20 protein-coding genes and 1 tRNA gene are annotated in these 20,141 nt (G+C 36.1%); 15 read left to right on the top strand and 6 right to left on the bottom strand.

The features are described from left to right. Positions 1-43 precede the first annotated feature (43 nt). The 11 genes from tsaE to IAE52_RS02610 all read left to right on the top strand — a co-directional run bounded on the left by tsaE (position 44) and on the right by IAE52_RS02610 (position 9,475). On the top strand, positions 44-490 hold the full coding sequence (tsaE, locus tag IAE52_RS02660; protein ID WP_023188979.1) for a tRNA (adenosine(37)-N6)-threonylcarbamoyltransferase complex ATPase subunit type 1 TsaE: 447 nt from the start codon (positions 44-46) through the stop codon (positions 488-490). Then, entirely contained in the window at positions 487-1,005 is a 519-nt protein-coding gene (locus tag IAE52_RS02655) for a GNAT family N-acetyltransferase (protein ID WP_109990661.1), read from the top strand. The genes tsaE and IAE52_RS02655 overlap by 4 nt, the downstream gene beginning before the upstream one ends. A gap of 104 nt (positions 1,006-1,109) precedes the next feature. After that, the gene (locus IAE52_RS02650; RefSeq protein ID WP_003131524.1) at positions 1,110-2,495 is read left to right on the top strand and encodes an LCP family protein; all 1,386 of its coding nucleotides are present in this window, start codon (positions 1,110-1,112) and stop codon (positions 2,493-2,495) included. 78 nt (positions 2,496-2,573) lie between these two features. Then, a tRNA-Arg gene (locus IAE52_RS02645) sits at positions 2,574-2,647 on the top strand. 148 nt (positions 2,648-2,795) lie between these two features. Beyond that, a complete protein-coding gene (gene truA, locus IAE52_RS02640) occupies positions 2,796-3,557 on the top strand; it encodes a tRNA pseudouridine(38-40) synthase TruA (RefSeq protein WP_109990663.1) in 762 nt (253 codons plus the stop codon). A gap of 32 nt (positions 3,558-3,589) precedes the next feature. Then, a complete protein-coding gene (locus IAE52_RS02635) occupies positions 3,590-4,378 on the top strand; it encodes a bifunctional hydroxymethylpyrimidine kinase/phosphomethylpyrimidine kinase (RefSeq protein ID WP_109990664.1) in 789 nt (262 codons plus the stop codon). 39 nt (positions 4,379-4,417) lie between these two features. After that, positions 4,418-4,918: an ECF transporter S component gene (locus tag IAE52_RS02630; protein ID WP_003131521.1), complete on the top strand. Its 501-nt coding sequence runs from the start codon at positions 4,418-4,420 to the stop codon at positions 4,916-4,918. After that, a complete protein-coding gene (locus tag IAE52_RS02625; RefSeq protein ID WP_010905395.1) occupies positions 4,899-5,441 on the top strand; it encodes a TIGR01440 family protein in 543 nt (180 codons plus the stop codon). Before IAE52_RS02630 ends, IAE52_RS02625 begins: the two co-directional genes overlap by 20 nt. Then, complete coding sequence (locus IAE52_RS02620; protein WP_033900495.1) at positions 5,442-6,578, top strand: alanine--glyoxylate aminotransferase family protein; 1,137 nt, start codon at positions 5,442-5,444, stop codon at positions 6,576-6,578. 235 nt (positions 6,579-6,813) lie between these two features. Continuing rightward, complete coding sequence (locus IAE52_RS02615; RefSeq protein WP_003131516.1) at positions 6,814-8,421, top strand: CTP synthase; 1,608 nt, start codon at positions 6,814-6,816, stop codon at positions 8,419-8,421. Between the two features lie 139 nt (positions 8,422-8,560). Continuing rightward, a complete protein-coding gene (locus tag IAE52_RS02610; RefSeq protein WP_017864150.1) occupies positions 8,561-9,475 on the top strand; it encodes an L-2-hydroxyisocaproate dehydrogenase in 915 nt (304 codons plus the stop codon). A gap of 31 nt (positions 9,476-9,506) precedes the next feature. Here IAE52_RS02610 and IAE52_RS02605 read toward each other — a convergent pair whose 3' ends face one another. From IAE52_RS02605 to IAE52_RS02585, 5 genes are all read right to left on the bottom strand, one after another. Next, complete coding sequence (locus IAE52_RS02605) at positions 9,507-10,379, bottom strand: DUF1003 domain-containing protein (RefSeq protein ID WP_012897260.1); 873 nt, start codon at positions 10,377-10,379, stop codon at positions 9,507-9,509. 347 nt (positions 10,380-10,726) lie between these two features. Next, a complete protein-coding gene (locus IAE52_RS02600) occupies positions 10,727-10,927 on the bottom strand; it encodes a YjzD family protein (protein ID WP_012897261.1) in 201 nt (66 codons plus the stop codon). A 97-nt stretch (positions 10,928-11,024) separates the two neighbouring features. After that, positions 11,025-11,504: a nucleoside 2-deoxyribosyltransferase gene (locus IAE52_RS02595; RefSeq protein ID WP_010905396.1), complete on the bottom strand. Its 480-nt coding sequence runs from the start codon at positions 11,502-11,504 to the stop codon at positions 11,025-11,027. Next, a complete protein-coding gene (locus tag IAE52_RS02590; protein ID WP_003131507.1) occupies positions 11,488-12,042 on the bottom strand; it encodes a TIGR00730 family Rossman fold protein in 555 nt (184 codons plus the stop codon). Before IAE52_RS02590 ends, IAE52_RS02595 begins: the two co-directional genes overlap by 17 nt. Continuing rightward, positions 12,042-12,695: a deoxynucleoside kinase gene (locus IAE52_RS02585; RefSeq protein ID WP_033900498.1), complete on the bottom strand. Its 654-nt coding sequence runs from the start codon at positions 12,693-12,695 to the stop codon at positions 12,042-12,044. Before IAE52_RS02585 ends, IAE52_RS02590 begins: the two co-directional genes overlap by 1 nt. Before the next feature lie 479 nt (positions 12,696-13,174). Here IAE52_RS02585 and IAE52_RS02580 point away from each other — a divergent pair, with 479 nt between their 5' ends. Beyond that, entirely contained in the window at positions 13,175-16,357 is a 3,183-nt protein-coding gene (locus tag IAE52_RS02580; protein WP_109990665.1) for a DNA polymerase III subunit alpha, read from the top strand. 29 nt (positions 16,358-16,386) lie between these two features. Here IAE52_RS02580 and IAE52_RS02575 read toward each other — a convergent pair whose 3' ends face one another. Next, complete coding sequence (locus tag IAE52_RS02575; RefSeq protein ID WP_021464201.1) at positions 16,387-17,040, bottom strand: hemolysin III family protein; 654 nt, start codon at positions 17,038-17,040, stop codon at positions 16,387-16,389. Between the two features lie 201 nt (positions 17,041-17,241). On the opposite strand from IAE52_RS02575, the gene IAE52_RS02570 reads away from it, so the two are divergent. From IAE52_RS02570 to IAE52_RS02560, 3 genes are read left to right on the top strand one after another with little or no spacing between them, the layout of a single operon-like run. Continuing rightward, positions 17,242-18,078, top strand: coding sequence for a DegV family protein (locus IAE52_RS02570; RefSeq protein WP_014570388.1), 837 nt, complete (start codon positions 17,242-17,244; stop codon positions 18,076-18,078). Beyond that, complete coding sequence (locus IAE52_RS02565; protein WP_003131499.1) at positions 18,071-18,931, top strand: SGNH/GDSL hydrolase family protein; 861 nt, start codon at positions 18,071-18,073, stop codon at positions 18,929-18,931. Before IAE52_RS02570 ends, IAE52_RS02565 begins: the two co-directional genes overlap by 8 nt. Then, complete coding sequence (locus IAE52_RS02560) at positions 18,928-20,139, top strand: glycoside hydrolase family 3 N-terminal domain-containing protein (RefSeq protein WP_003131498.1); 1,212 nt, start codon at positions 18,928-18,930, stop codon at positions 20,137-20,139. Before IAE52_RS02565 ends, IAE52_RS02560 begins: the two co-directional genes overlap by 4 nt. Positions 20,140-20,141: the final 2 nt, after the last annotated feature.

The following is a 20,141-nucleotide window of genomic DNA, read 5'->3' as shown; positions in this document are numbered from 1 at the left end:
CAAACGTTAGATAGTGTCTTAGGGGATGTGTTATAATAAAATCATGAAATTTAACGAAGAAGAAATGTTACAATTTGCACAAAAATTGGGAAGAAAATTAGAGGCTCAAGATGTTATTGTTTTAACTGGCGAGCTTGGGGCTGGAAAAACAACTTTTACCAAAGGCTTGGCTTTGGGCTTAGAGATTCATCAAATGGTTAAAAGTCCGACTTATACAATTGTCAGAAGTCTGGAAGGACGTTTGCCACTCCATCATATGGATGTTTATCGCATTGGTGATGATCCGGATAGTTTTGATTTAGATGATTATTTATTCGGTGATGGGGTTTCGGTCATTGAATGGGGTGAAATGTTAGGCGATGATTTGCCAGAAAATTATCTGGAAGTCATTTTTGATAAGTATTCTAAAGATTTGGTCAACGATCAAGAGCGTGAAATTATTTTGAAACCACATGGAAAAAGATATGAGGAGCTCGTTAATAACTTATGACTACAGAGCTAATTGTTAGAGAAGCAAATGGCGCCGACAGTTCTAGAGTCATTGAATTTCTCAATAAGGTTGGAACAGAAAGTAATTTTTTGACCATTGATGAAGTAGGAATTTTAATCTCTGAAGCAGAAATGACGGACTTTTTAAATCAACAAGCTGAGAAAGATAATAATGCTTATTTTCTTGCATCCGTTGGTGATGAAATTGCTGGTATTTTGCATTTGACGGCGGATTATCATTATCGAGTACGTCATATTGCGGAACTTTTTATCGCTGTGTCAGAAGATTATCAAGGCTATGGCATTGGGACGATTCTACTAGAAGATGCACTTGAGTGGGTAGAAGAAGTTGGAACAATCAAACGTTTGGAATTAACTGTCCAAGCACGTAATAAAAAAGCACGTCATCTTTATGAAAAGTTTGATTTTGAATTAGAAAATGTCAAAAAATGGGGCGCCCGAGATGAAAATGGTCAATTAATTGATGTTTGCGAATATGTTTTATTTTTTGACTAATAGTTGACCCTTTTGTCAGTAAAATTAAATATAATTAAAGAAAAATTAAAATCTAATTTTTCTTTTTTTGTTGTGAAAAATCAGAATTTTGATATAATGCTAATATGAAGCTTTGGATAAAAACACTTCTCATGCTTGGAAGTATTATTTTAGTAACGGCAATTGCTGCAGGCGGATATACATTAACCGTTCTGAACAGTACAACAAAAGCCTTTAAAATGACTTACACTAATGCTGGGAATAAAAAGACAGAACAAGTCATTCAGGCAACTGAACCTCTAACAATCCTACTTATGGGGGTTGACACAGGAGGCGAAGGGCGTGGAACTTCCGATTCATGGAATGGGAATTCTGACTCACAAATTCTGATGACACTTAATCCTAAAACGCACACGACAACAATGGTTTCAATTGAACGTGATACGATGACTAACATTTTAGATGCTGACGGAAACATTGTTTCTAAGCAAAAAATGAATGCAGCCTATCCCTTAGGTTATAACTCAGGGTCATCTTCTGACGGTTTAAAAAATGCCGTAAGTTATGCTATGAAAACTATTAGTGCTCAGACTGGTATTAATATTGACAGTTTTGCAACAGTCAATTTTGATGGACTAGTTAATATGGTTGATAATGTTGGTGGGATTGATATTAACAATACCACAGGCCAAACTCTCTATATTTCAGATACAGAGCCGCAATATACTGCGAAAGTTCCACCTGGAAAACAACATATTAATGGTGACCAAGCCTTAGTTTATACCCGTGACCGACATCATTTACCAAATGGTGACTATGGTCGGGCAGCTCACCAACGTGAAGTCATTGCAGCACTCATGAAGAAAATTTTAGCCTTAGATAATATCACACGCTATGAACAATTTTTGAATGAAGCCTCAAAAGATTTTAGAACTAATATCCCAATTAATGCTTCAACAATTACTTCATTACTAGGTTATAAAGATTGCTTTAACAAAGTAGTTTCTATTCAATATGAAGGCGTTGGTGAAATGGTTGATGGTGCTTCTTATCAATTTATGCCAACAGATATTTATCTCGCGATGCAAAATATCATGAAGAAATCGCTTGATGAATCAACAGTGACCACTTTGCCAAGCAGTTTGATTACTTATGAATCAGTTTTTGGCTCAGGAACAGCACCTTTTTATTATCTTCCGTCAGCTACTGTAACTGAAAAAGGAAAATCAACGGTGACTTATGGTGTTGATACGCAAGGAAATCTTGTTTCTTTGAATTCCAAAAATTCAGGGAATTATGTTTCGACAAGTGGTGGCTCAGTTCAATCAGATTCAAGTTCTGGCTCCTCTAGCTCATCAAGCGATTCCACGGCAACCTCAAGTTCTGATTCTACTTATCAACAAGATAATACTTACAATGATGGCTATAATAATAGTAATGACAGTACAACATCTAGCTATGGAACAGATGATACAAACACAGGGAACTATGGCTACGGTACAAGTCAATAATTGAAAAAAATAAGAGAATATGATAAACTTGTTTCTGTCAGTAATTTTAGCTTAAAAATTTACTGACAGAAATAATTTGGTCCGATAGCTCAGCTGGATAGAGCATTCGCCTTCTAAGCGAACGGTCGAGGGTTCGAATCCCCCTCGGATCATGGTGCCAAACCTCGCCCCACCTTCGTAGTGGGGCATTTTTTTATACTTTTTTACGAAAAGCAATTTAAAAGAAACATATTAAAAAAGGATAAACCATTATAAAAAAAGAAAATAAAGTCCTAATAAAAATTGTGCTATAATAGAAAAATGACAAGATACAAAGCCACAATAGCCTATGATGGCACAGATTTTGCAGGTTTTCAAAGCCAAACAAATCAAAGAACAGTTCAAAAAGAAATTGAAAAAATACTGACGAAGTTAAATTCTTTTGAGCCAGTTATTTTACAAGGCTCAGGCCGAACAGATTCTGGAGTTCATGCTTTTGGTCAAGTCATTCATTTTGATTTAAAGGGTAAAGTTCGTGATTTGGAACGTCTGCGATTTGGTTTAGACACTCAAACCCCAGCAGATATTGCAGTAAAAAAAGTGGAACTTGTCCCAGATGATTGGCATGCAAGATATCAAAAGCATGAAAAAACCTATGAGTATTATCTAGAAAATTCAATTACACGGAGTCCATTTCAAAGACATTCTAAAGCCTATTTTCGCTATCCACTTAATTTTGAGCGGATGCAAGAAGCAATGTCAAAGTTGATTGGAGAACATGATTTTACAGGTTTTACAGCATCGGGTTCATCAGTTGATGACAAAGTAAGAACGATTTATCAGGCAGAAATTATCCGTCTTGACGAAGAAAATTTCAAATTTATTTTTCGTGGCAATGGCTTTTTGTATAAACAAGTGCGAAACATGGTTGGAACAGTCATTAAAATTGGTAATGACCGAATGCCTGTCAGCCAAATAGATAAAATATTGACCTCTAAAAATAGAGATTTTGCAGGACCGACAGCAGCACCTGAAGGTTTATATTTGAAAGAAGTCAAATATGTGGAAAATACTGACATCTAAAAGCTACTGTCAGTAAAATTAATGGAGAGAAGATGCCAAAGAATTTAAATGAAAGCAAAAAAATTCTAACAATTGCAGGTTCAGATATCCTATCCGGAGGCGGAATGCAAGCTGATTTAGCGACTTTTGCAGCCAATGGACTTTATGGCTTTTGCGCCTTAACAAGTATTGTAACTGTCAAAGAAGATAAATTTTTTGTTCATCCAGTAGAAAAAGAACTCTTTCAAGAAGAGTTGGAAAGTTTAAGCGATGTGGACTTTTCAGCCATAAAAATAGGACTATTACCCAATAAAGAAATACTTGAACTGACCAAAAACTGGCTGACAGCTCTGTCAGTGAAATCTGATACTCCAATTATATTAGACCCAGTCATTGTTTTTAAAGAAAATGCTGACTATTCGGTCAATGAAATGCGTGACCTTTTCATCAGCCAACTCTTTCCTTTGGCGAATGTAATTACCCCGAATCTCAAAGAAGCAGAAATACTGACAGGGCTGTCAGTAAAAAGTAAATCAGAGATGAAAGAAGCAGCCAAACTTTTGCATGATTTTGGAGCAAAAAATGTCGTCATCAAAGGAGGAAATCGCTTTGACCAAAAACAAGCCATTGACCTTGCTTATGATGGAAAAGCTTTTTATGAATTATCAAGCCCGATTATAGAAAATAATAACAACGGAGCAGGCTGTACCTTTGCTTCATCAATTGCGGCTAATATGGCTTATAATCCCCCCTTTAAAGATTCAGTCAAGAATGCAAAAGACTTCGTTTATCAAGCCATTCAAAATGCAAATGAATATGGTGTTTTTCAAAATAAAAAATAAATTTCCAAAAGTAAACCAAACTTCTAGGAAAAGTAGGAGATGAAACTCATGGACAACAGAAATATCAAAAAATTAACTTTACTTGCGATTTGGACAGCAGTCACTTTTGTTCTAGGTCGCCTATTTACCTTCCCTATTCCAGGTTCAGCCGGTAATATATTAACCCTTTTGGATGTCGGAATTTATACAGCAGTCTTTCTGTTTGGTAAACGAGAGGCGGCAATAATTGGGGGCTTTGCAGCCTTTCTACTTGATTTGACTGCAGGCTACAGTAACTACATGTTTTTCAGCTTAATTATTCATGGCGGGCAAGGCTATCTCGCAGGATTGACAAGATACAAATGGCTTAACTTTTTGCTCAGTCTTGTCTTTATGGTTGGAGGATATTTTATTGTTGGTGGATTAATGTATGGCTGGGGTTCAGCCATTGCGGGACTTTGGGTAAATATTATTCAAGTTGTGGTTGGCTTTGCTTTAGCAAAAGTCTTGAGCCCGCTCATTGAAAGGACAGGTATTTTAAATGGATTTAGAAAAGCTTAAAAAAGACACACAAGTCATTATCGATGATGTCATAAAACAAACAGAAATTAAAGCTGGTCAAGTCTTTGTTCTTGGTTTATCTTCATCAGAAGTAAATGGTGGTTTAATTGGCCATGCCAGTTCTAGTGAAATCGGTCAGGTCATTGTTTCTGTCATACACAAGACCTTGTCAGACAAAGGAATTTATCTGGCGGTCCAAGCATGTGAACATCTTAATCGTGCCTTACTCATTGAAGAGGAATTAGCCGAAAAAAAAGACTGGGAAATCGTTTCTGTGATTCCGCAACTCCACGCTGGTGGAAGTGGTCAAGTTGCCGCCTACCAACTCTTTAAATCTCCAGTTGAGGTAGAACATATTGTTGCCAACGCCGGTTTAGATATTGGTGATACTAGTATTGGAATGCACGTAAAACACGTCCAAATTCCCGTTCGCCCAATTTTAAGAGAACTTGGTGGCGCTCATGTAACAGCTCTTAAATCACGTCCTAAACTCATTGGTGGAGAACGTGCGAGGTACAAATAAATGAAAGAGATGTTAATCATGACCCCAGGTCCAACTGAGGTGGCTGAAAATGTACGATTAGCAAGAGCAAAGGCAACAACGAATCCGGATATTGATTTAGCCTTTTATGACTTTTACAAAAAAACTTGTAGTAAACTTGCTCAATTTTTAAAAACCAAAAACGATGTCAGAGTTTTAGCTGGTGAAGGAATTTTAGGATTGGAAGCGGCTTGTGCTTCGTTAACCGAAAAAGGTGACCGCGTACTTGTGCTTGATAATGGTATTTTTGGTCATGGCTTTAGTGATTTCATTGAGCTTTACGGAGGTGAAGCAATTCTACTGGAGAGTTCAGGAAAAGAAGCATTTTCCTTAGAAATTCTAGAAAAATTTTTAGAAAAAGACCATGACTTTAAATATGCAACAGTCGTTCATTGTGATACACCCTCAGGCGTCTTAAATGACCTCTCAAGCATTTGTCCTCTCTTAAAAAAATATGGAATTCTAACCGTTGTTGATTCGGTTGCGGCGATGGGTGGTGAAGATTTACAAGTTGATAAGTGGCAAATTGACATCGCTCTTGGTGGCTCTCAAAAAGTGATTTCAGCTCCACCAGGCTTAACAATTGCATCTATTTCAACAGAGGCTTATCAAGCGATGACAGAGAGAAAAAGCCCCATCGCAAGTTTTTATTGTAATCTCCTTACTTTTAAAGATTATTATGAAAAAAAATGGTTTCCATATACCATGCCAATTTCTGATATCTATGGATTAGACCAAGCGATAGATAATCTTCTTGCCGACCAAGAAATTTTGAAACGTCATGCGATGATTGGTCATGCGACAAGACAAGCAATTGAAAATTCTCCTTTGGAACTTTATCTGCAGAATGGCTATTCAAACACCGTTTCTGTTATTAAAGTGCCAGAAGGTCTGAATGATCAAGAAATCTTAAGGAAAATGCGTGAGAACTATCGAGTGATGATCACAGGATCATTTGATTATTTGGCAGGTAAAGTTTTAAGAATTGGGCACATGGGAGAGAATGCGAGACCAAATAAAGTGGCTTACAGTCTATATGCGCTTCAAAAAGTATTAGAAGATTTTGGTATTGCATTTAAAAATAATTTACAAGAAGATTTTTTAGAAGCTCTGAATTGAAAAAGAAGTGAAGCTTATAGCTTCTAATACAAATAAAAAGAAAAAATCTGATATTACAATGGTTCATGAAAAATTAAAAAACAGACTTTTGACAAAAAAGGAAAAATCAGATATAATTATTTTCGGGCACTGGTTTTTTATTATAAAAAATCAGTAACGGTAGGCTCCCCTCTGGGGAGCTGTTTTTGTTTTTCCCAGTTATTTCTGTTTTGTAAAAAGATTAGAGGAGATTTAGATGTCAACTAAGTATATTTTCGTCACTGGTGGTGGTACTTCGTCAATGGGTAAAGGGATCGTAGCGGCATCGCTCGGTCGTTTGCTTAAAAATCGTGGACTTAAAGTCACTGTCCAAAAATTTGACCCATACCTTAACATCGACCCAGGGACAATGAGCCCTTATCAACATGGTGAAGTCTTTGTTACTGATGATGGTGCTGAAACTGACCTTGACCTTGGTCACTATGAACGTTTCATTGACATCAATTTAAATAAATATTCAAATGTTACTTCCGGTAAAGTTTACAGTGAGATTCTTCGTAAAGAACGTAAGGGAGAATACCTCGGAGCAACTGTCCAAATGGTACCGCATGTGACTAACATGTTGAAAGAAAAAATTAAACGCGCAGCAACAACAACTGATGCAGATATCATTATCACAGAAGTTGGTGGAACGGTTGGCGATATGGAAAGCTTGCCATTTATTGAAGCTTTACGCCAAATGAAAGCCGAAGTTGGTGCGGACAACGTCATGTACATTCACACTGTTCCAATTCTTCACTTGCGTGCTGCTGGAGAATTGAAAACTAAAATCGCCCAAAATGCGACTAAGACACTTCGTGAATATGGTATCCAAGCTAACATGCTCGTATTACGTAGTGAAGTTCCAATCACGACAGAAATGCGTGATAAAATTGCGATGTTCTGTGACGTAGCACCAGAAGCAGTCATTCAATCGCTTGATGTTGAACACTTATACCAAATTCCATTGAACCTTCAAGCACAAAATATGGACCAAATCGTTTGTGACCATTTAAAACTTGATGCACCAAAAGCAGATATGACAGAATGGTCAGCAATGGTTGACCATGTCATGAACCTCAAGAAAAAAGTAAAAATTGCTTTGGTTGGTAAATACGTAGAATTACCAGATGCTTATATTTCAGTGACTGAAGCGCTTAAACATGCAGGTTATTCATCTGATGCCGAAGTTGATATTAACTGGGTTAATGCTAATGATGTAACTGATGAAAATGTTGCTGAACTTGTTGGTGATGCTGCAGGGATTATTGTTCCTGGAGGATTTGGTCATCGTGGCACAGAAGGTAAGATTGCAGCCATTAAATATGCGCGTGAAAATGACGTTCCAATGCTTGGAATCTGTCTTGGAATGCAATTGACAGCAGTTGAATTCGCTCGTAATGTTCTTGGACTTGAAGGAGCTCATTCATTTGAATTAGACCCTGAAACAAAATATCCAGTCATTGACATTATGCGTGACCAAGTTGATGTTGAAGACATGGGTGGAACACTACGTCTTGGACTTTACCCAGCTAAATTGAAAAATGGCTCACGCGCTAAAGCAGCCTACAATGATGCTGAAGTGGTTCAACGTCGCCACCGTCACCGTTATGAATTCAATAACAAATTCCGTGAAGACTTTGAAAAAGCTGGTTTCGTATTCTCAGGAGTTTCACCAGATAACCGTTTGGTTGAAATCGTTGAACTTTCTGATAAGAAATTCTTCGTGGCATGTCAATATCATCCAGAATTGCAATCACGTCCAAACCGTCCAGAAGAACTCTACACAGAATTTATTCGTGTAGCGGTTGAAAATAGTAAATAATATAGGCTAAAAAACCTCCGAGATTAGGAGGTTTTTTATTTGCTTTGAATAATCAGAATATTTAAAATATAGCTTGTTTTCCCATACTTTTTGTATTATAATAGATTCAATTTAAATCTGAAGAAAAAGGGGTGAAAAGATGCGTAAAGTAGGTCTAATTGGTTGTGGTCATGTTGGAGCAACGGTGGCTCTTGATATTGTTCAAGGAGGTCTTGTAGATGAGTTGGTCATTATTGATAAAAAAAGAGAAAAAGCTGAAGCAGAGGTTCTAGACCTGCTAGATGCCCTTTCTCTTTTGCCGTTCTATATCAAAATTTATGTTGGAGAATATACTGATTTAGTAAATGCCGATATCATTTTATCGACCTTAGGCCATATTGAACTAATCAAACCTGGCGGAGACCGTTTTACAGAATTAAAAGCAAATATTCCAGAAATTAAAGAAGTTTCTGAGCAATTAAATAGGATTAATTTCAAAGGAATTCTGATTGCAACAACTAATCCAAATGATGTGATTGTCAATCTCTATTCTCAATTACTGAACCTCCCTCAAAGTCATATTATTGGAACGGGAACATATTTAGATACTGCAAGAATGAAAGCACAAGTAAGTAAAGCATTAAAGATTGATGGGCGGGCTATTGAAGGATATGTCCTTGGAGAACATGGAAACTCACAATTTACCGCTTGGTCAACGGTCAGAGTTGGGGGACAATCTTTTTTAGAGATTGCTAAAGAAAAAAATCTAGATTTAGAAGACCTAGAAGAAAAAGCGCGTCAAGGAGGCTTTGCTGTCTTTAATACGAAAGGTTATACTAATGTTGCCATAGCTGCAGCAACAGTATCTCTGATGAATCTGGTGCTTTCTGATGCTAAGAGTATTGCTATTTGTTCACATTATGATGAAAAGTTTAAATCCTATATTTCTACCCCTGCTTTGATTGGTAAAGAGGGAGTAGAGGCCCTTGTAAAATTTCCCTTAACTTTTGAAGAAGAAGTTAAGCTCAAACAATCAGTCTGTGAAATTCAGGAAAAAATAGATTATTTTAGTTAAAAAAAGAGCCTGTTCATTTGAACAGACTTTTTTAATCAGAATTAGCCATGCCTTCTTCTTCCTCATCGTCAGTATTTTCTTCAATACTGTCAAGAGTTTCTTCAAAACTATCAAAGGTTTCTTCAAAATCATCAAGTTGATCTTCGACATCATCCAAACGCTCACGAATATCTTGGTTTTGTTGATAAACTTCGTTAAGAAGAATTTGGATATCTCCAAGCATTTCGGTTTGAATTTTTTGAATTTGCATATTTGAAGCTTGATCATCCATCATCAAATGGTCAAGTTTTTCATGGAGAGCAGCTACCCCTTTTTCTGATTTAACATTGACTTGGAAGTCATTTTTAGCAGACAAGCGGTCATGGTGTGCAGCACGATTTTGACTCATCATAATCAAAGGGGCTTGCATTGCGGCCGTAATCGATAAAAAAAGGTTGAGGAGAATGAATGGATATTTATCCCACTCGACTCCGAAAATACCAGAGACATTAACAAACATCCAAACGACTAAAATTCCAAGATAAGTTAGAATGAAAGCCCACGAACCGACAAATTCAGTAACTTTATCAGCCACACGTTCACCGATAGTTTCTTGGGTTTGAAGTTGTTCTTCCACGTCATGAATCTCAAAATTTGCCTTAGTTAATTCTTCATTAAGTAAATCATTAACGGTAAAGTTTTTTTGCAGGTCAAGATGAAAAAGGGTATCTAAGACCTCCAAACGGAATTTAACCTGATGTTCATTACAGATGAAATCATGACTGGTTGCTTCTGGGTAATCGCGCATGATAACGGTTTGAAGGCTAGGGTCAAGATTCTCAAGGAAATCTCCTCCTGACCGGCGATGAACACGACCGTTAACAAGACAGACGACTTTATTTTTATTAATTGGAGTTGGAGCCATTTTATAGCATGGTTCAAGCTTGTAAAATCTAATTTCTTATTTTGTGAAATGGGTCAAGTTTTTTGAATTAAAATCAAAAAGTTGGCACAAGAAGAGCGCCAATCTACTCTTGGTCAATTTGACAGAATAAGTAATCATAATAATTGCGGGTTTGGGTCGACCTTTCAAAGCTTGAGCGCTCTCCTTTCATTTAGGTTTTTAAAGGACAGTTTAAATATGTCCATATTAAATTATAAGGTATTTTAAGAAATTTGCAAGCCTCAGGACCAAAATAAAAACTCCTGCAGAGCAAGAGTTTTTATTTTCAAACGCTTTTTAGCGAAAGAACCTGATAAAATATCAGTAATTTAGTTTGCTTTAGCCTCTTTTTCCACAGCTACAGCTTGGAAAAGATATACAAAAAGACCAAAGATAAGCGAGATAATCGTTGTCCAAAGTTCAGGGTCTGGAACGCCAGCAAGAGCAGTTGCAACATAACCTACAACTTGTCCAAGAGCAAGCGACCAAAAAAGTGTGACAATAAGTTTCATATTTACGCTTCTTTCCATTATTTTCTATCCGCCTATAGTATAGTACAAATTATGACAAATTTCAAATTTTATATATAAAGGAGAAGATAAAAATAAGCAGGTACTTATCTCTTTACTATTGGTATTTTCCACTATATGGGATTAGTTTAGACTCTAAAAAATCATATTCTTCAACTTGTTCAATCTGGGTGAAGAAAGCTCTATTTCGCTCCGTGAGCATTATATTTGCTGGAATAGTATCTTCAAAACGAATAAGATAGGTTGGTTTTTCTAAAGCAATGGCGTAGCCAAGCTCCCAAGCTGTTCCAGAATCAGTATCTTGATGATCGAAATCAACAATTGCAACAATGATATCTGCTTTATTTACCTCATTTACATCATTTTCCATTGTCGCTTTGGCCCATTCAGGGGTAAAAGCTTCAACTTCTTGTGGTAAAGATTCAGGATGTTGACATCTCATTGGGCTAAAAAAGTTTGCTACTGTTTTATTTTTTGAAAGTGCATTTTCTAAAAGTTCAACTTTTTTTATTTGACTTTCACTAAAAAATGGTGCGGCAAGGTAAACGTTAACTGCTTGATTAAACAACTTGTTCAAGTTTCAAATCTCCTAATAATTCTATGGTTTCTTCGGCGGTATCAACAAGAGAAATGGCATCTATGACTTCTTTAGAAATCATTCCTTCCTTAAGTTGCAAGCGCAGTAGGTCAAAAAGAGGTTGATAAAATTTTCGACCAACAAAAATGACTGGGCGGACAGCGGTTTGGTTGATAGACATCTCAGTTAAAAGTTGAAAACTTTCTTCCATTGTCCCAAATCCACCAGCTAAAATGACAAAAGCTTCTCCTAAATCAATGAGTTTACGTTTGCGCTCATCCATTCCACTTGTTAAATAAAGTTGACTGGCATTTTGACGAGGTGGTTCTAAAGGGAGAATTCCATCAGGATAAACGGCAATAACTTTACCTTGATGACGAATGACTGCATCTGAGACCATTCCCATACACCCTTCTTCGGAACCACCATAGACGAGGGTATGGCCTGATTTAGCAAGTAATATTCCTAATTTTTCGCTTGTATCTTTATAGATTGGATTTTTTCCATCTCTTGAAGAAAGAAAGACGGTGACATTCATTAATTATTTTCTCCTTCAATTTCTTTTAATTTTTCTTTGATTTGTTGTAAAACATGAATTTTTGATTGTTCATCCTCCACAAAATCATATTTATCACCATCAATTTGGATTTTGGGACAAATATCGAAGGCTTCAAACCAAGCATCATATCTGCTATTTAATTCTTTATAGTAGTCATATAAACTTGGGTCGTATTCCAATTGTTCAAATTGACGTCCCCGTTTTTTGATTCTTTCTAGCATTTTATCAAAAGAAACTTTGACATGAATGAGTAAATCAGGCCTTTTTTTGAAAGATAAACTATCAATTTCTTCCAACATATTGTTAAGTAAGTCATCATAAACCTCGACTTCCGTTTCATCTGCTCGTCCTAAATCGGCGTTCAAATGAAAAAGCAGACTATCTTCATAAATCGAGCGGTCTAATACATTATTATTATCAGACAAGGCTCTTTTGATTGAATCAAATCGCTTATTTAAAAAGTATATTTGTAATAAGAAGGCATATTTTTGAGGGTTCTCATAGAATAATGGCAAAACTTTATTATCGTCAACACTCTCATAAAAAGCTTGTGTTTTCAATTCCTCCGCCAACATCTCAGTTAAAGAGCTTTTTCCTGCTCCGATTGTTCCAGCTAATACTAGCACTGTCATTACACCTTTCCCATTCTATTTTTAGTTTTAGTGATTGTTTAATTAAAAATTAGTAATAAATAAACAAGGCTTGCTCATTATAGTGCAAAAAAAAGTTCTCGTCAAATTGCTAATATATAAGCTATAAATGCTGTTGTTAAAGGATTCTTTTAGTTTTTATAATTTTTTTATTACGATTAATAAAAAGGTGAAACATCTTAGTTTTTTGTAATAAAAACGAATTAAAAATAAGAATGAAAGCAGTTTTTAAAATCAAAAAATGTCAAAAATGTTGGACGTTTTCAGCTGTTAGATTGTTTTTTGATATTAATTTAGTTAAATTTAATTACTTTTGTTTGCGTTTAATAACTAAAATTTGACGCTTTTTTTGTTCTTAGTTTGTCTAAACTTATCCCAAGTTCAAGCTAAAATATAGTATAATAAAATTAATATCTTTTAATTAAGAAATACCAGTCGTTTTAGCAAGAAAGGAGGAAAAGATGTTTGCACCCTTGAATACAAAAACTGAATATAGTTTTTTAGATAGTGTCGTTAAAGTTGATGACTATTTGGAAACGGCGCACCGTTTAGGTTATCAAACGGTTGGAATTTGCGATGTTGGGAATCTTCATGCTGCTTTTCGTTTTGTCAGAAAAGCTCAAAAATTTAATTTGCAACCCATTATTAGTATTGAGCTAAATTTTGAATGGCGGGGTTTACCAATTGCTTTTTCTTTTATTGCTAAAGATACTGAAGGTTATAAAAACTTACTTCGGATTTCGACGCTTCATAACTATGGACGCCGTCAATTTTCTGATATTCAAAATCATTTATCAGGAATCGCCTTGATTATTCCTGAAACTTACGGAAGTTTGAGCGAGCTGACAGAACTTTCGTCAGTAGCTGATGAAGCTTTTATTGGGATTGATCAACTGACAGATAAAGGGGCTAAATTTAATTTACCAACACTTCCTTTTCCGGCTATTCGCTATTTGAATTTTGCTGATAATGAAATTTTAGCAATTTTGCATGCAGTGCGTGATGGAGTTTCTTTCGATGAAAGTTTAACAATCAGTTCTAATGAACTTCTTCAAAGACCAGAAGCTTATGAGACTTACTTCCTGAAATATTTTCCACAGGCTTTGAAAAACCTGTCAGCATTAACAGCAAAGATTGCTTATCAGTTCGATGAAAAATTGGAGCTTCCTAGATTCGATAAGAAGAGACAGGCAGTTGAACATTTACGAGAAGAAGCGACTTTAGGTTTGTCAGCTCGACTTGAAGAAAAAAATTTACTGACAGAAGTCTCGTCAGTAAATTTGCAAGATTTGTCAGTTTATCAAGAACGTTTAGAAAAAGAGTTGTCAGTCATTCATCAAATGGGATTTGATGACTATTTCTTGATTGTCGCGGATTTGTTGCGTTATGCCCGTGAACAAGAAATTTATTGTGGAATGGGGCGTGGTTCAGCGGCCGGTTCTTTAGTTGCCTATGTTTTAGGAATTACACAAGTTGACCCTGTTCAACATAATCTCTTCTTCGAACGTTTTTTGAATCCAGAACGTGTGGCCATGCCCGATATTGACATTGACATGCCAGATGACCGTCGTGCTGAATTATTGGCCTATATGAAAAACAGATATGGTTCAGACCATGTCGCACAAATTGTTACTTTTTCAACCTTGGGTAAAAGACAGGCGCTTAGAGATGTTGGTAAAGCTTTTGGAATGACTGAAGCTGAATTATCCAATTTGACTCGGATGCTTGTGCGTCGTTTTGGAACTTTGGCTGATGAGTATGAAAATAATCAACGTTTTAAAGCTGAAGTGTTAAAAAATGAAAAATTGAAAAGAATTTATGAAGTTGCAAGACGAATTGAGGGAATGCCCCGTCAGACTTCAACACACGCTTCAGGTGTCGTTCTTTCTGAAGAATCTTTGGTGAATTATGTATCACTAAAACCGTCAGAAGATTTGGCTTTGACGCAATATGAGGCGCCAGATGTTGAAGCAATTGGACTTTTGAAAATTGACTTTTTGGGATTACGTAATTTAACAATAATTTCTAGATTACGTGATTTAGTGAAAATACGTCAAAAAATTGATGTTGATCCACTAAAAATAAATTTGGAAGATGAAGACACATTGGCCCTTTTTCGGGCTGGAAATACCATGGGAATTTTTCAGTTTGAAAATCCACAAATGCGACGTTTTTTAAGAAATCTTGCCCCAAGTAAATTTGATGATATTGTTGATGCAACTTCAATTTTCCGTCCTGGTCCATCACAGTTTATTCCACAATTTGTTGCTCGACGACATGGGAAAGAAATTGTGCCTACTGTGGATGATTCTATTAGTGAAATCTTAAAGCCAACATACGGAATTATGATTTATCAGGAGCAAATTATGCAGGTGGCTCAAGCTTTTGCTGGCTTTTCTCTTGGGAAAGCTGACCTTCTTAGACGAGCAATTTCTAAGAAAAAAGGGTCTGAGTTAGAAAAGTTGCGTGAAGATTTCTTAGATTCAGCAAGCCATAATGGCCATTCTAAAGAAAAAGCAGAAGAAATCTATGACTTAATTGAACGTTTTGCTAATTATGGTTTTAACCGTTCACACGGTTTTGCTTATGGGGCACTTGCTTTTCAAATTGCTTATTTTAAGGCACATTTTTCTGATGAATTTTATGAAATTCAATTACGTGATCGCAAACGTGAAGTAATGATTTTAGATGCGTTAGAAAATGGGTTTGAAATAGAAAAACCAAGCATCAATCTGATGAAAATTGGCGATTTTGTAAAAAATAAAAAGATTCGTTTAGGATTGGCTCACGTTCAAGGAATTTCTCGTGATTTAGCAAAATGGATTGTTGAAAATCAACCCTATAAAGATTTAGCAGACTTTGTCGAAAAATTACCTAATAATTTTCATAAAAAAGAAAACATTCTCCCTTTGATTCAGATTGGAGCCTTTGATTATGCAGATTCAAATCGAGGGAAATTAGCTTATAATTTGGCTGACCATGCTAATTTATTAAATTATTATAGTGATGATATTTTTATGGCAAGTTCTGGTGGGGGCTTTGCCTATCATGAGGCAGAAGATTATTCAGAAACTGAAAAATACGATTTTGAAAAAAATTTATTAGGAATTGGGGTAACACCACATCCTTTGCAAAATCTAGCTCGCAGATTTGAAGGTAATTTTACACCTCTTGCTCAACTTGTGAAAAATAGGCGAATGACTATCTTGGTTGAAATCAATTACATTAGAACGCATCGGGCTAAGACAGGGCAAACAATGGCCTTCTTAACAGTATCTGATAGTCGTGAAAATTTTGATGTGACACTTTTTCCAGAGATTTATCGTCAATTTTCAAGTGAACTTGAACAAGGAAAATTTTATCTCATCAGTGGAAAAGTAACAGAACGTAATGATGAATTACAGCTGGTTGCTGACCGAATAAGTCCAGCTTTAGAAACGGATAGAAAACTTTGGCTAAATTTAAAAGATGAGAAGTATAATCAAAAAATTTCACAAATTTTGCGTGAATTTCCGGGCTCTCATCAAGTGATTCTTCACTATTCAAATTTGAAAAAAACAATCCAAACAAAAATTTATGTGGAAGAATCGGAGATTTTACAAAAAAGGCTGGAAGGGTATGTTATAGCTGGTATTTATAAATAAAAAACCGTTCATCCGAACGGTTTTTTATCTTATCCCACATAAAGGTAAACAGAGAAGAACATGAGCATTGCAGCCAGTAAAACAAAGAGGTGCCATACCACATGGGCAAAAGGAAATTTAAAGTGATAGATGAGTGCTCCAACAGAATAAACAACGCCACCAGCGACTAAAAGCCAAAAACCTACGGGATGCAGGGCGTTCCATAAAGGATAAATGACAATTAAAATCATCCAACCAAGAACGACGTATAAAACGGTTGATAATTTTGGTGTTTTACCCCATTTTGGTAAGTAGATTGATGTTAAAACAATCCCTAAAATAGAACATATCCAAATAACTGCTAGGACAATCCAACCTAACCAATTGTTTAAAGCAACTAAACAGTAAGGGGTATAAGTTCCAGCAATCAAAAAGAAAATTCCGTTGTGGTCAAAAACTCGAAAGACTTTGACTGCTTTAGTAAAATGTAAACTGTGCGCTAAAGTTGAACATAGAAAAAGAATGACTAACGAAGCTCCATAGATTGTAAAAGCAACCACTTCAAGTGCAGAACCAGATGCGGCACCTTTAATGACAAGGAGAACTAATGCTGCAATTGCTAGACCAGTTCCTGCTCCATGAGTAACTGCATTGAAAATCTCATTGAGAATCTGATAGGTTTTTGAACCTTGTGTTTCTTCCATTTGGTCTCTCCGATTTATTGATTTATTCAGCTTTTGAGCAATTTTTAATTTGTTTTTGGAATCAAAAAAATAATATTATCAACCTTTTTTGCTCTTTCCAACTGAAAATTTGTTATAATATATGATAGCACAAATTGTATAGAAAAGGAATTGGACTGCCGACTTTCTCTTATGAGAAAAATGGGAGTTCAGATAGTAAATATGCCAATAAAAATTGTGACAGATTCATCCATTACGATTGAGCCAGGAATTGCTCGTGAACTTGACATTACTATTGTTCCGTTGTCAGTAACGATCGATGGAACAATGTATTCAGACGACGACTTGAAGTTTGAAGATTTCATGGTCAAGATGGCTGCATCAAAAAACTTGCCTAAAACAAGTCAGCCACCAGTTGGTGTTTTTGCCGAGGTTTATGAAAAAATTGCTGCTGAGGATGATGAGATTATCTCCATTCATTTAACAGAAGCATTGTCAGGAACAGTAGAAGCAGCACGCCAAGGGGGAATGCTTTCAGGTCGTAACGTAACGGTCATTGATAGTGACTTTACTGACCAAGCACAAAAATTCCAAGTGGTTGAAGCAGCGCGCCTAGCAAAAGCAGGAGCATCTAAAGAAGAAATTTTAGAAAAAATTAAATATATTCGAGAAAATACAGAGCTTTTTATCGGATTTTCAACATTAGAAAATTTGGTTAAAGGTGGTCGTGTTAGTCGAATGACAGGACTATTTGGAAGTCTTTTACAAGTTCGCGTTATTGGAACTTTGAAAGACCGTGAATTGAATACTCTTTTACGTGGACGTGGAAGTAAAACTTTTTATAAATGGCTTGAAGAACTTTCAGATTCTATTAGTAGTTCTGGACGTAAAATCCGTGAAATTGGAATTTCTCATGCTCAAGGTTTAGAATTTTCACAAAAAGCGAAAGAAGTTTTGCAAAAATTTGTTGAAAAACCTATTTCAATTTTAGATACCAACACGACAATTGCCACTCATACAGGTCCTGGAGCTTGGGCAATTATGATTGATTATGAATGATAAATCCAAAAATATGATGAAAAATTTTATACGTACATTTGCCGGCTTGTTGCTGGCAATTTTGCTAATTTTGGGCTTCTTTTTGCTCGTTTTTCCAAAGGCAGGAGACCGATTTTTAGCTGACAAAAAAGTTTCAACTCTGTCAGCAAAAAATCTGACCTATGCAGCTTTAGGAGATTCACTGACAGAAGGAGTTGGAGATGCCACAGGACAAGGTGGTTTTGTCCCTTTATTTGCCAAAGATATTGAGAATAAGACAGATAGCTCTGTCAGTAGTCAAAATTTTGGGAAAGCTGGAGATACAAGTACTCAAATCTATAATCGTATGATGAAAAGTAAAAAAATTACTGACGGCTTAAAAAAGGCTGATATCATTACGATTACCATTGGAGGAAATGACGTCTTAAAAGTCATTCGTGATAATGTCAGCAAACTCTCATCAATGACAGAAAAAGATTTTACTAAGCCAGAGGAACTTTATCAAGCACGAGTGAAAAAATTATTAGATAAAATTCGTGAAGACAATCCCAAAGCGCAGATTTATGTCCTCGGAATTTACAATCCTTTTTATCTTAATTTTCCTGAGCTTACAGTCATGCAGAATGTGATTGATAGCTGGAATACAGCGACTGCTGGCGTTGTAAGTCAAGAAAAGAACACTTATTTTATTCCAATCAATGACTTACTTTATAAGGGTTCAGGAGATAAACAAGCGGTTGAATCTGGCAGTACATCCGATGCAGTTTCCAATAACTTACTTTATACAGAAGACCATTTCCACCCAAATAACGTAGGTTATCAACTTATGGCTGATGCAGTATTTGCAAGTTATAAGGAGGTCAACCAAAAATGACTAAGCGCTTAAAGAAAAAAGCAAAACCAGTTGTTTTTCTAGCTCTTGTTCTTGGTTGTGCATTAATTTTATCAGGAGTTCTTGGTTTGGCGGGGCATTTAAACGAACAAGAATCGTCTAAAACAAAAAAGAAAAGTCAATTGTCAGAAACTAAAAGGAGTTCAACTTCCCCAAAAAATATGGATAAAAATATTGAGCAGATGACTTTGGAACAAAAAGTTGGTCAGTTATTTATGACAGGAATGCCAGCAAATAACTATAATCAGGCAACTTTTGATGCGATTGAAAAGTATCAAGTAGGTAGTATTATTTTGACTGGTCGCTCTAATCTCAGTGTCCCAGAAATGAAAGATATTACTGACAAACTACAAGGCTTAGCACCGGCTAATCGCAAACTCTTGATATCCTGTGACCAAGAGGGAGGAAATGTTCAAGTTCTCCAAGGTCAGGGTTTTTCACAGATTCCTGATGGATTAACTCAAGGAAGTTGGACAGCTGATAAATTACAAAAGGAATCACAAACTTGGGGAAGTGAACTTTACGCAGCTGGAGTGAATTTTGACTTAGCACCAGTTGCTGACCAAGTTTTATCTGCCGACTTTGCTCCACAAAATGCTCCAATTGGCTATTGGAGTCGCCAATATGCTTATGATAAAGCAAGTATCATAAGCCATGCTCAAGCATTTACGGAAGGCATGAAAGCAGCCAAGGTTTTGACAACTGCTAAACATTTTCCAGGGCTTGGAGCGGTGACAGGCAATACAGATATCAGTGCAGGTGTTAGAGATGACCAAACGAATTCCAATAGCGAATCTGTTCAAATTTTCAAAGATTTAATCTCTTCTGGGACACCTTCGATTATGACCGCAACCGCTATTTATGATAAAATTGACCCTAATCTTCCCGGTGCTTTTTCATCCAAAATGGTTGATGGTTTACTACGGAAACAATTAGGCTTTGATGGTTTGGTTATTACAGATGATTTATCAAATGCTGTCCAAGTACAATCATGGACGCCTGGTCAAAGGGCAGTTTTAGCATTGTCAGCAGGAAATGACCTTGTTTTAGCAAATGAGCCTACACAAATTCCAGAAATGATCTCAGAAGTTTTGCAAAAGGTAAAAGCAGACCCAGACTTTGCTAAAAAAATCAGTCAATCAGCCACAAGAGTGATTAAAGTAAAAGAAGAAATGAAACTTGTAGAATAGAG

The organism is Lactococcus sp. S47, assembly GCF_016517475.1.
In the GTDB taxonomy this organism is placed as follows: Bacteria; Bacillota; Bacilli; order Lactobacillales; family Streptococcaceae; genus Lactococcus; species Lactococcus lactis.
This window is presented reverse-complemented; position numbering and strand designations above follow the sequence as displayed.

What these genes read in the sequence shown, in the direction of transcription:
- IAE52_RS02650 (WP_003131524.1), top strand. Translation starts at nt 1,110, where the DNA reads ATGAAGCTTTGGATAAAAACACTTCTCATGCTTGGAAGTATTATTTTA.
- IAE52_RS02615 (WP_003131516.1), top strand. Translation starts at nt 6,814, where the DNA reads ATGTCAACTAAGTATATTTTCGTCACTGGTGGTGGTACTTCGTCAATG.
- tsaE (WP_023188979.1), top strand. Translation starts at nt 44, where the DNA reads ATGAAATTTAACGAAGAAGAAATGTTACAATTTGCACAAAAATTGGGA.
- IAE52_RS02610 (WP_017864150.1), top strand. Translation starts at nt 8,561, where the DNA reads ATGCGTAAAGTAGGTCTAATTGGTTGTGGTCATGTTGGAGCAACGGTG.
- IAE52_RS02565 (WP_003131499.1), top strand. Translation starts at nt 18,071, where the DNA reads ATGAATGATAAATCCAAAAATATGATGAAAAATTTTATACGTACATTT.
- IAE52_RS02620 (WP_033900495.1), top strand. Translation starts at nt 5,442, where the DNA reads ATGAAAGAGATGTTAATCATGACCCCAGGTCCAACTGAGGTGGCTGAA.
- IAE52_RS02630 (WP_003131521.1), top strand. Translation starts at nt 4,418, where the DNA reads ATGAAACTCATGGACAACAGAAATATCAAAAAATTAACTTTACTTGCG.
- IAE52_RS02590 (WP_003131507.1), bottom strand. Translation starts at nt 12,042, where the DNA reads ATGAATGTCACCGTCTTTCTTTCTTCAAGAGATGGAAAAAATCCAATC.
- IAE52_RS02625 (WP_010905395.1), top strand. Translation starts at nt 4,899, where the DNA reads ATGGATTTAGAAAAGCTTAAAAAAGACACACAAGTCATTATCGATGAT.
- truA (WP_109990663.1), top strand. Translation starts at nt 2,796, where the DNA reads ATGACAAGATACAAAGCCACAATAGCCTATGATGGCACAGATTTTGCA.
- IAE52_RS02655 (WP_109990661.1), top strand. Translation starts at nt 487, where the DNA reads ATGACTACAGAGCTAATTGTTAGAGAAGCAAATGGCGCCGACAGTTCT.
- IAE52_RS02635 (WP_109990664.1), top strand. Translation starts at nt 3,590, where the DNA reads ATGCCAAAGAATTTAAATGAAAGCAAAAAAATTCTAACAATTGCAGGT.
- IAE52_RS02585 (WP_033900498.1), bottom strand. Translation starts at nt 12,695, where the DNA reads ATGACAGTGCTAGTATTAGCTGGAACAATCGGAGCAGGAAAAAGCTCT.
- IAE52_RS02600 (WP_012897261.1), bottom strand. Translation starts at nt 10,927, where the DNA reads ATGGAAAGAAGCGTAAATATGAAACTTATTGTCACACTTTTTTGGTCG.
- IAE52_RS02560 (WP_003131498.1), top strand. Translation starts at nt 18,928, where the DNA reads ATGACTAAGCGCTTAAAGAAAAAAGCAAAACCAGTTGTTTTTCTAGCT.
- IAE52_RS02605 (WP_012897260.1), bottom strand. Translation starts at nt 10,379, where the DNA reads ATGGCTCCAACTCCAATTAATAAAAATAAAGTCGTCTGTCTTGTTAAC.
- IAE52_RS02580 (WP_109990665.1), top strand. Translation starts at nt 13,175, where the DNA reads ATGTTTGCACCCTTGAATACAAAAACTGAATATAGTTTTTTAGATAGT.
- IAE52_RS02570 (WP_014570388.1), top strand. Translation starts at nt 17,242, where the DNA reads ATGCCAATAAAAATTGTGACAGATTCATCCATTACGATTGAGCCAGGA.
- IAE52_RS02575 (WP_021464201.1), bottom strand. Translation starts at nt 17,040, where the DNA reads ATGGAAGAAACACAAGGTTCAAAAACCTATCAGATTCTCAATGAGATT.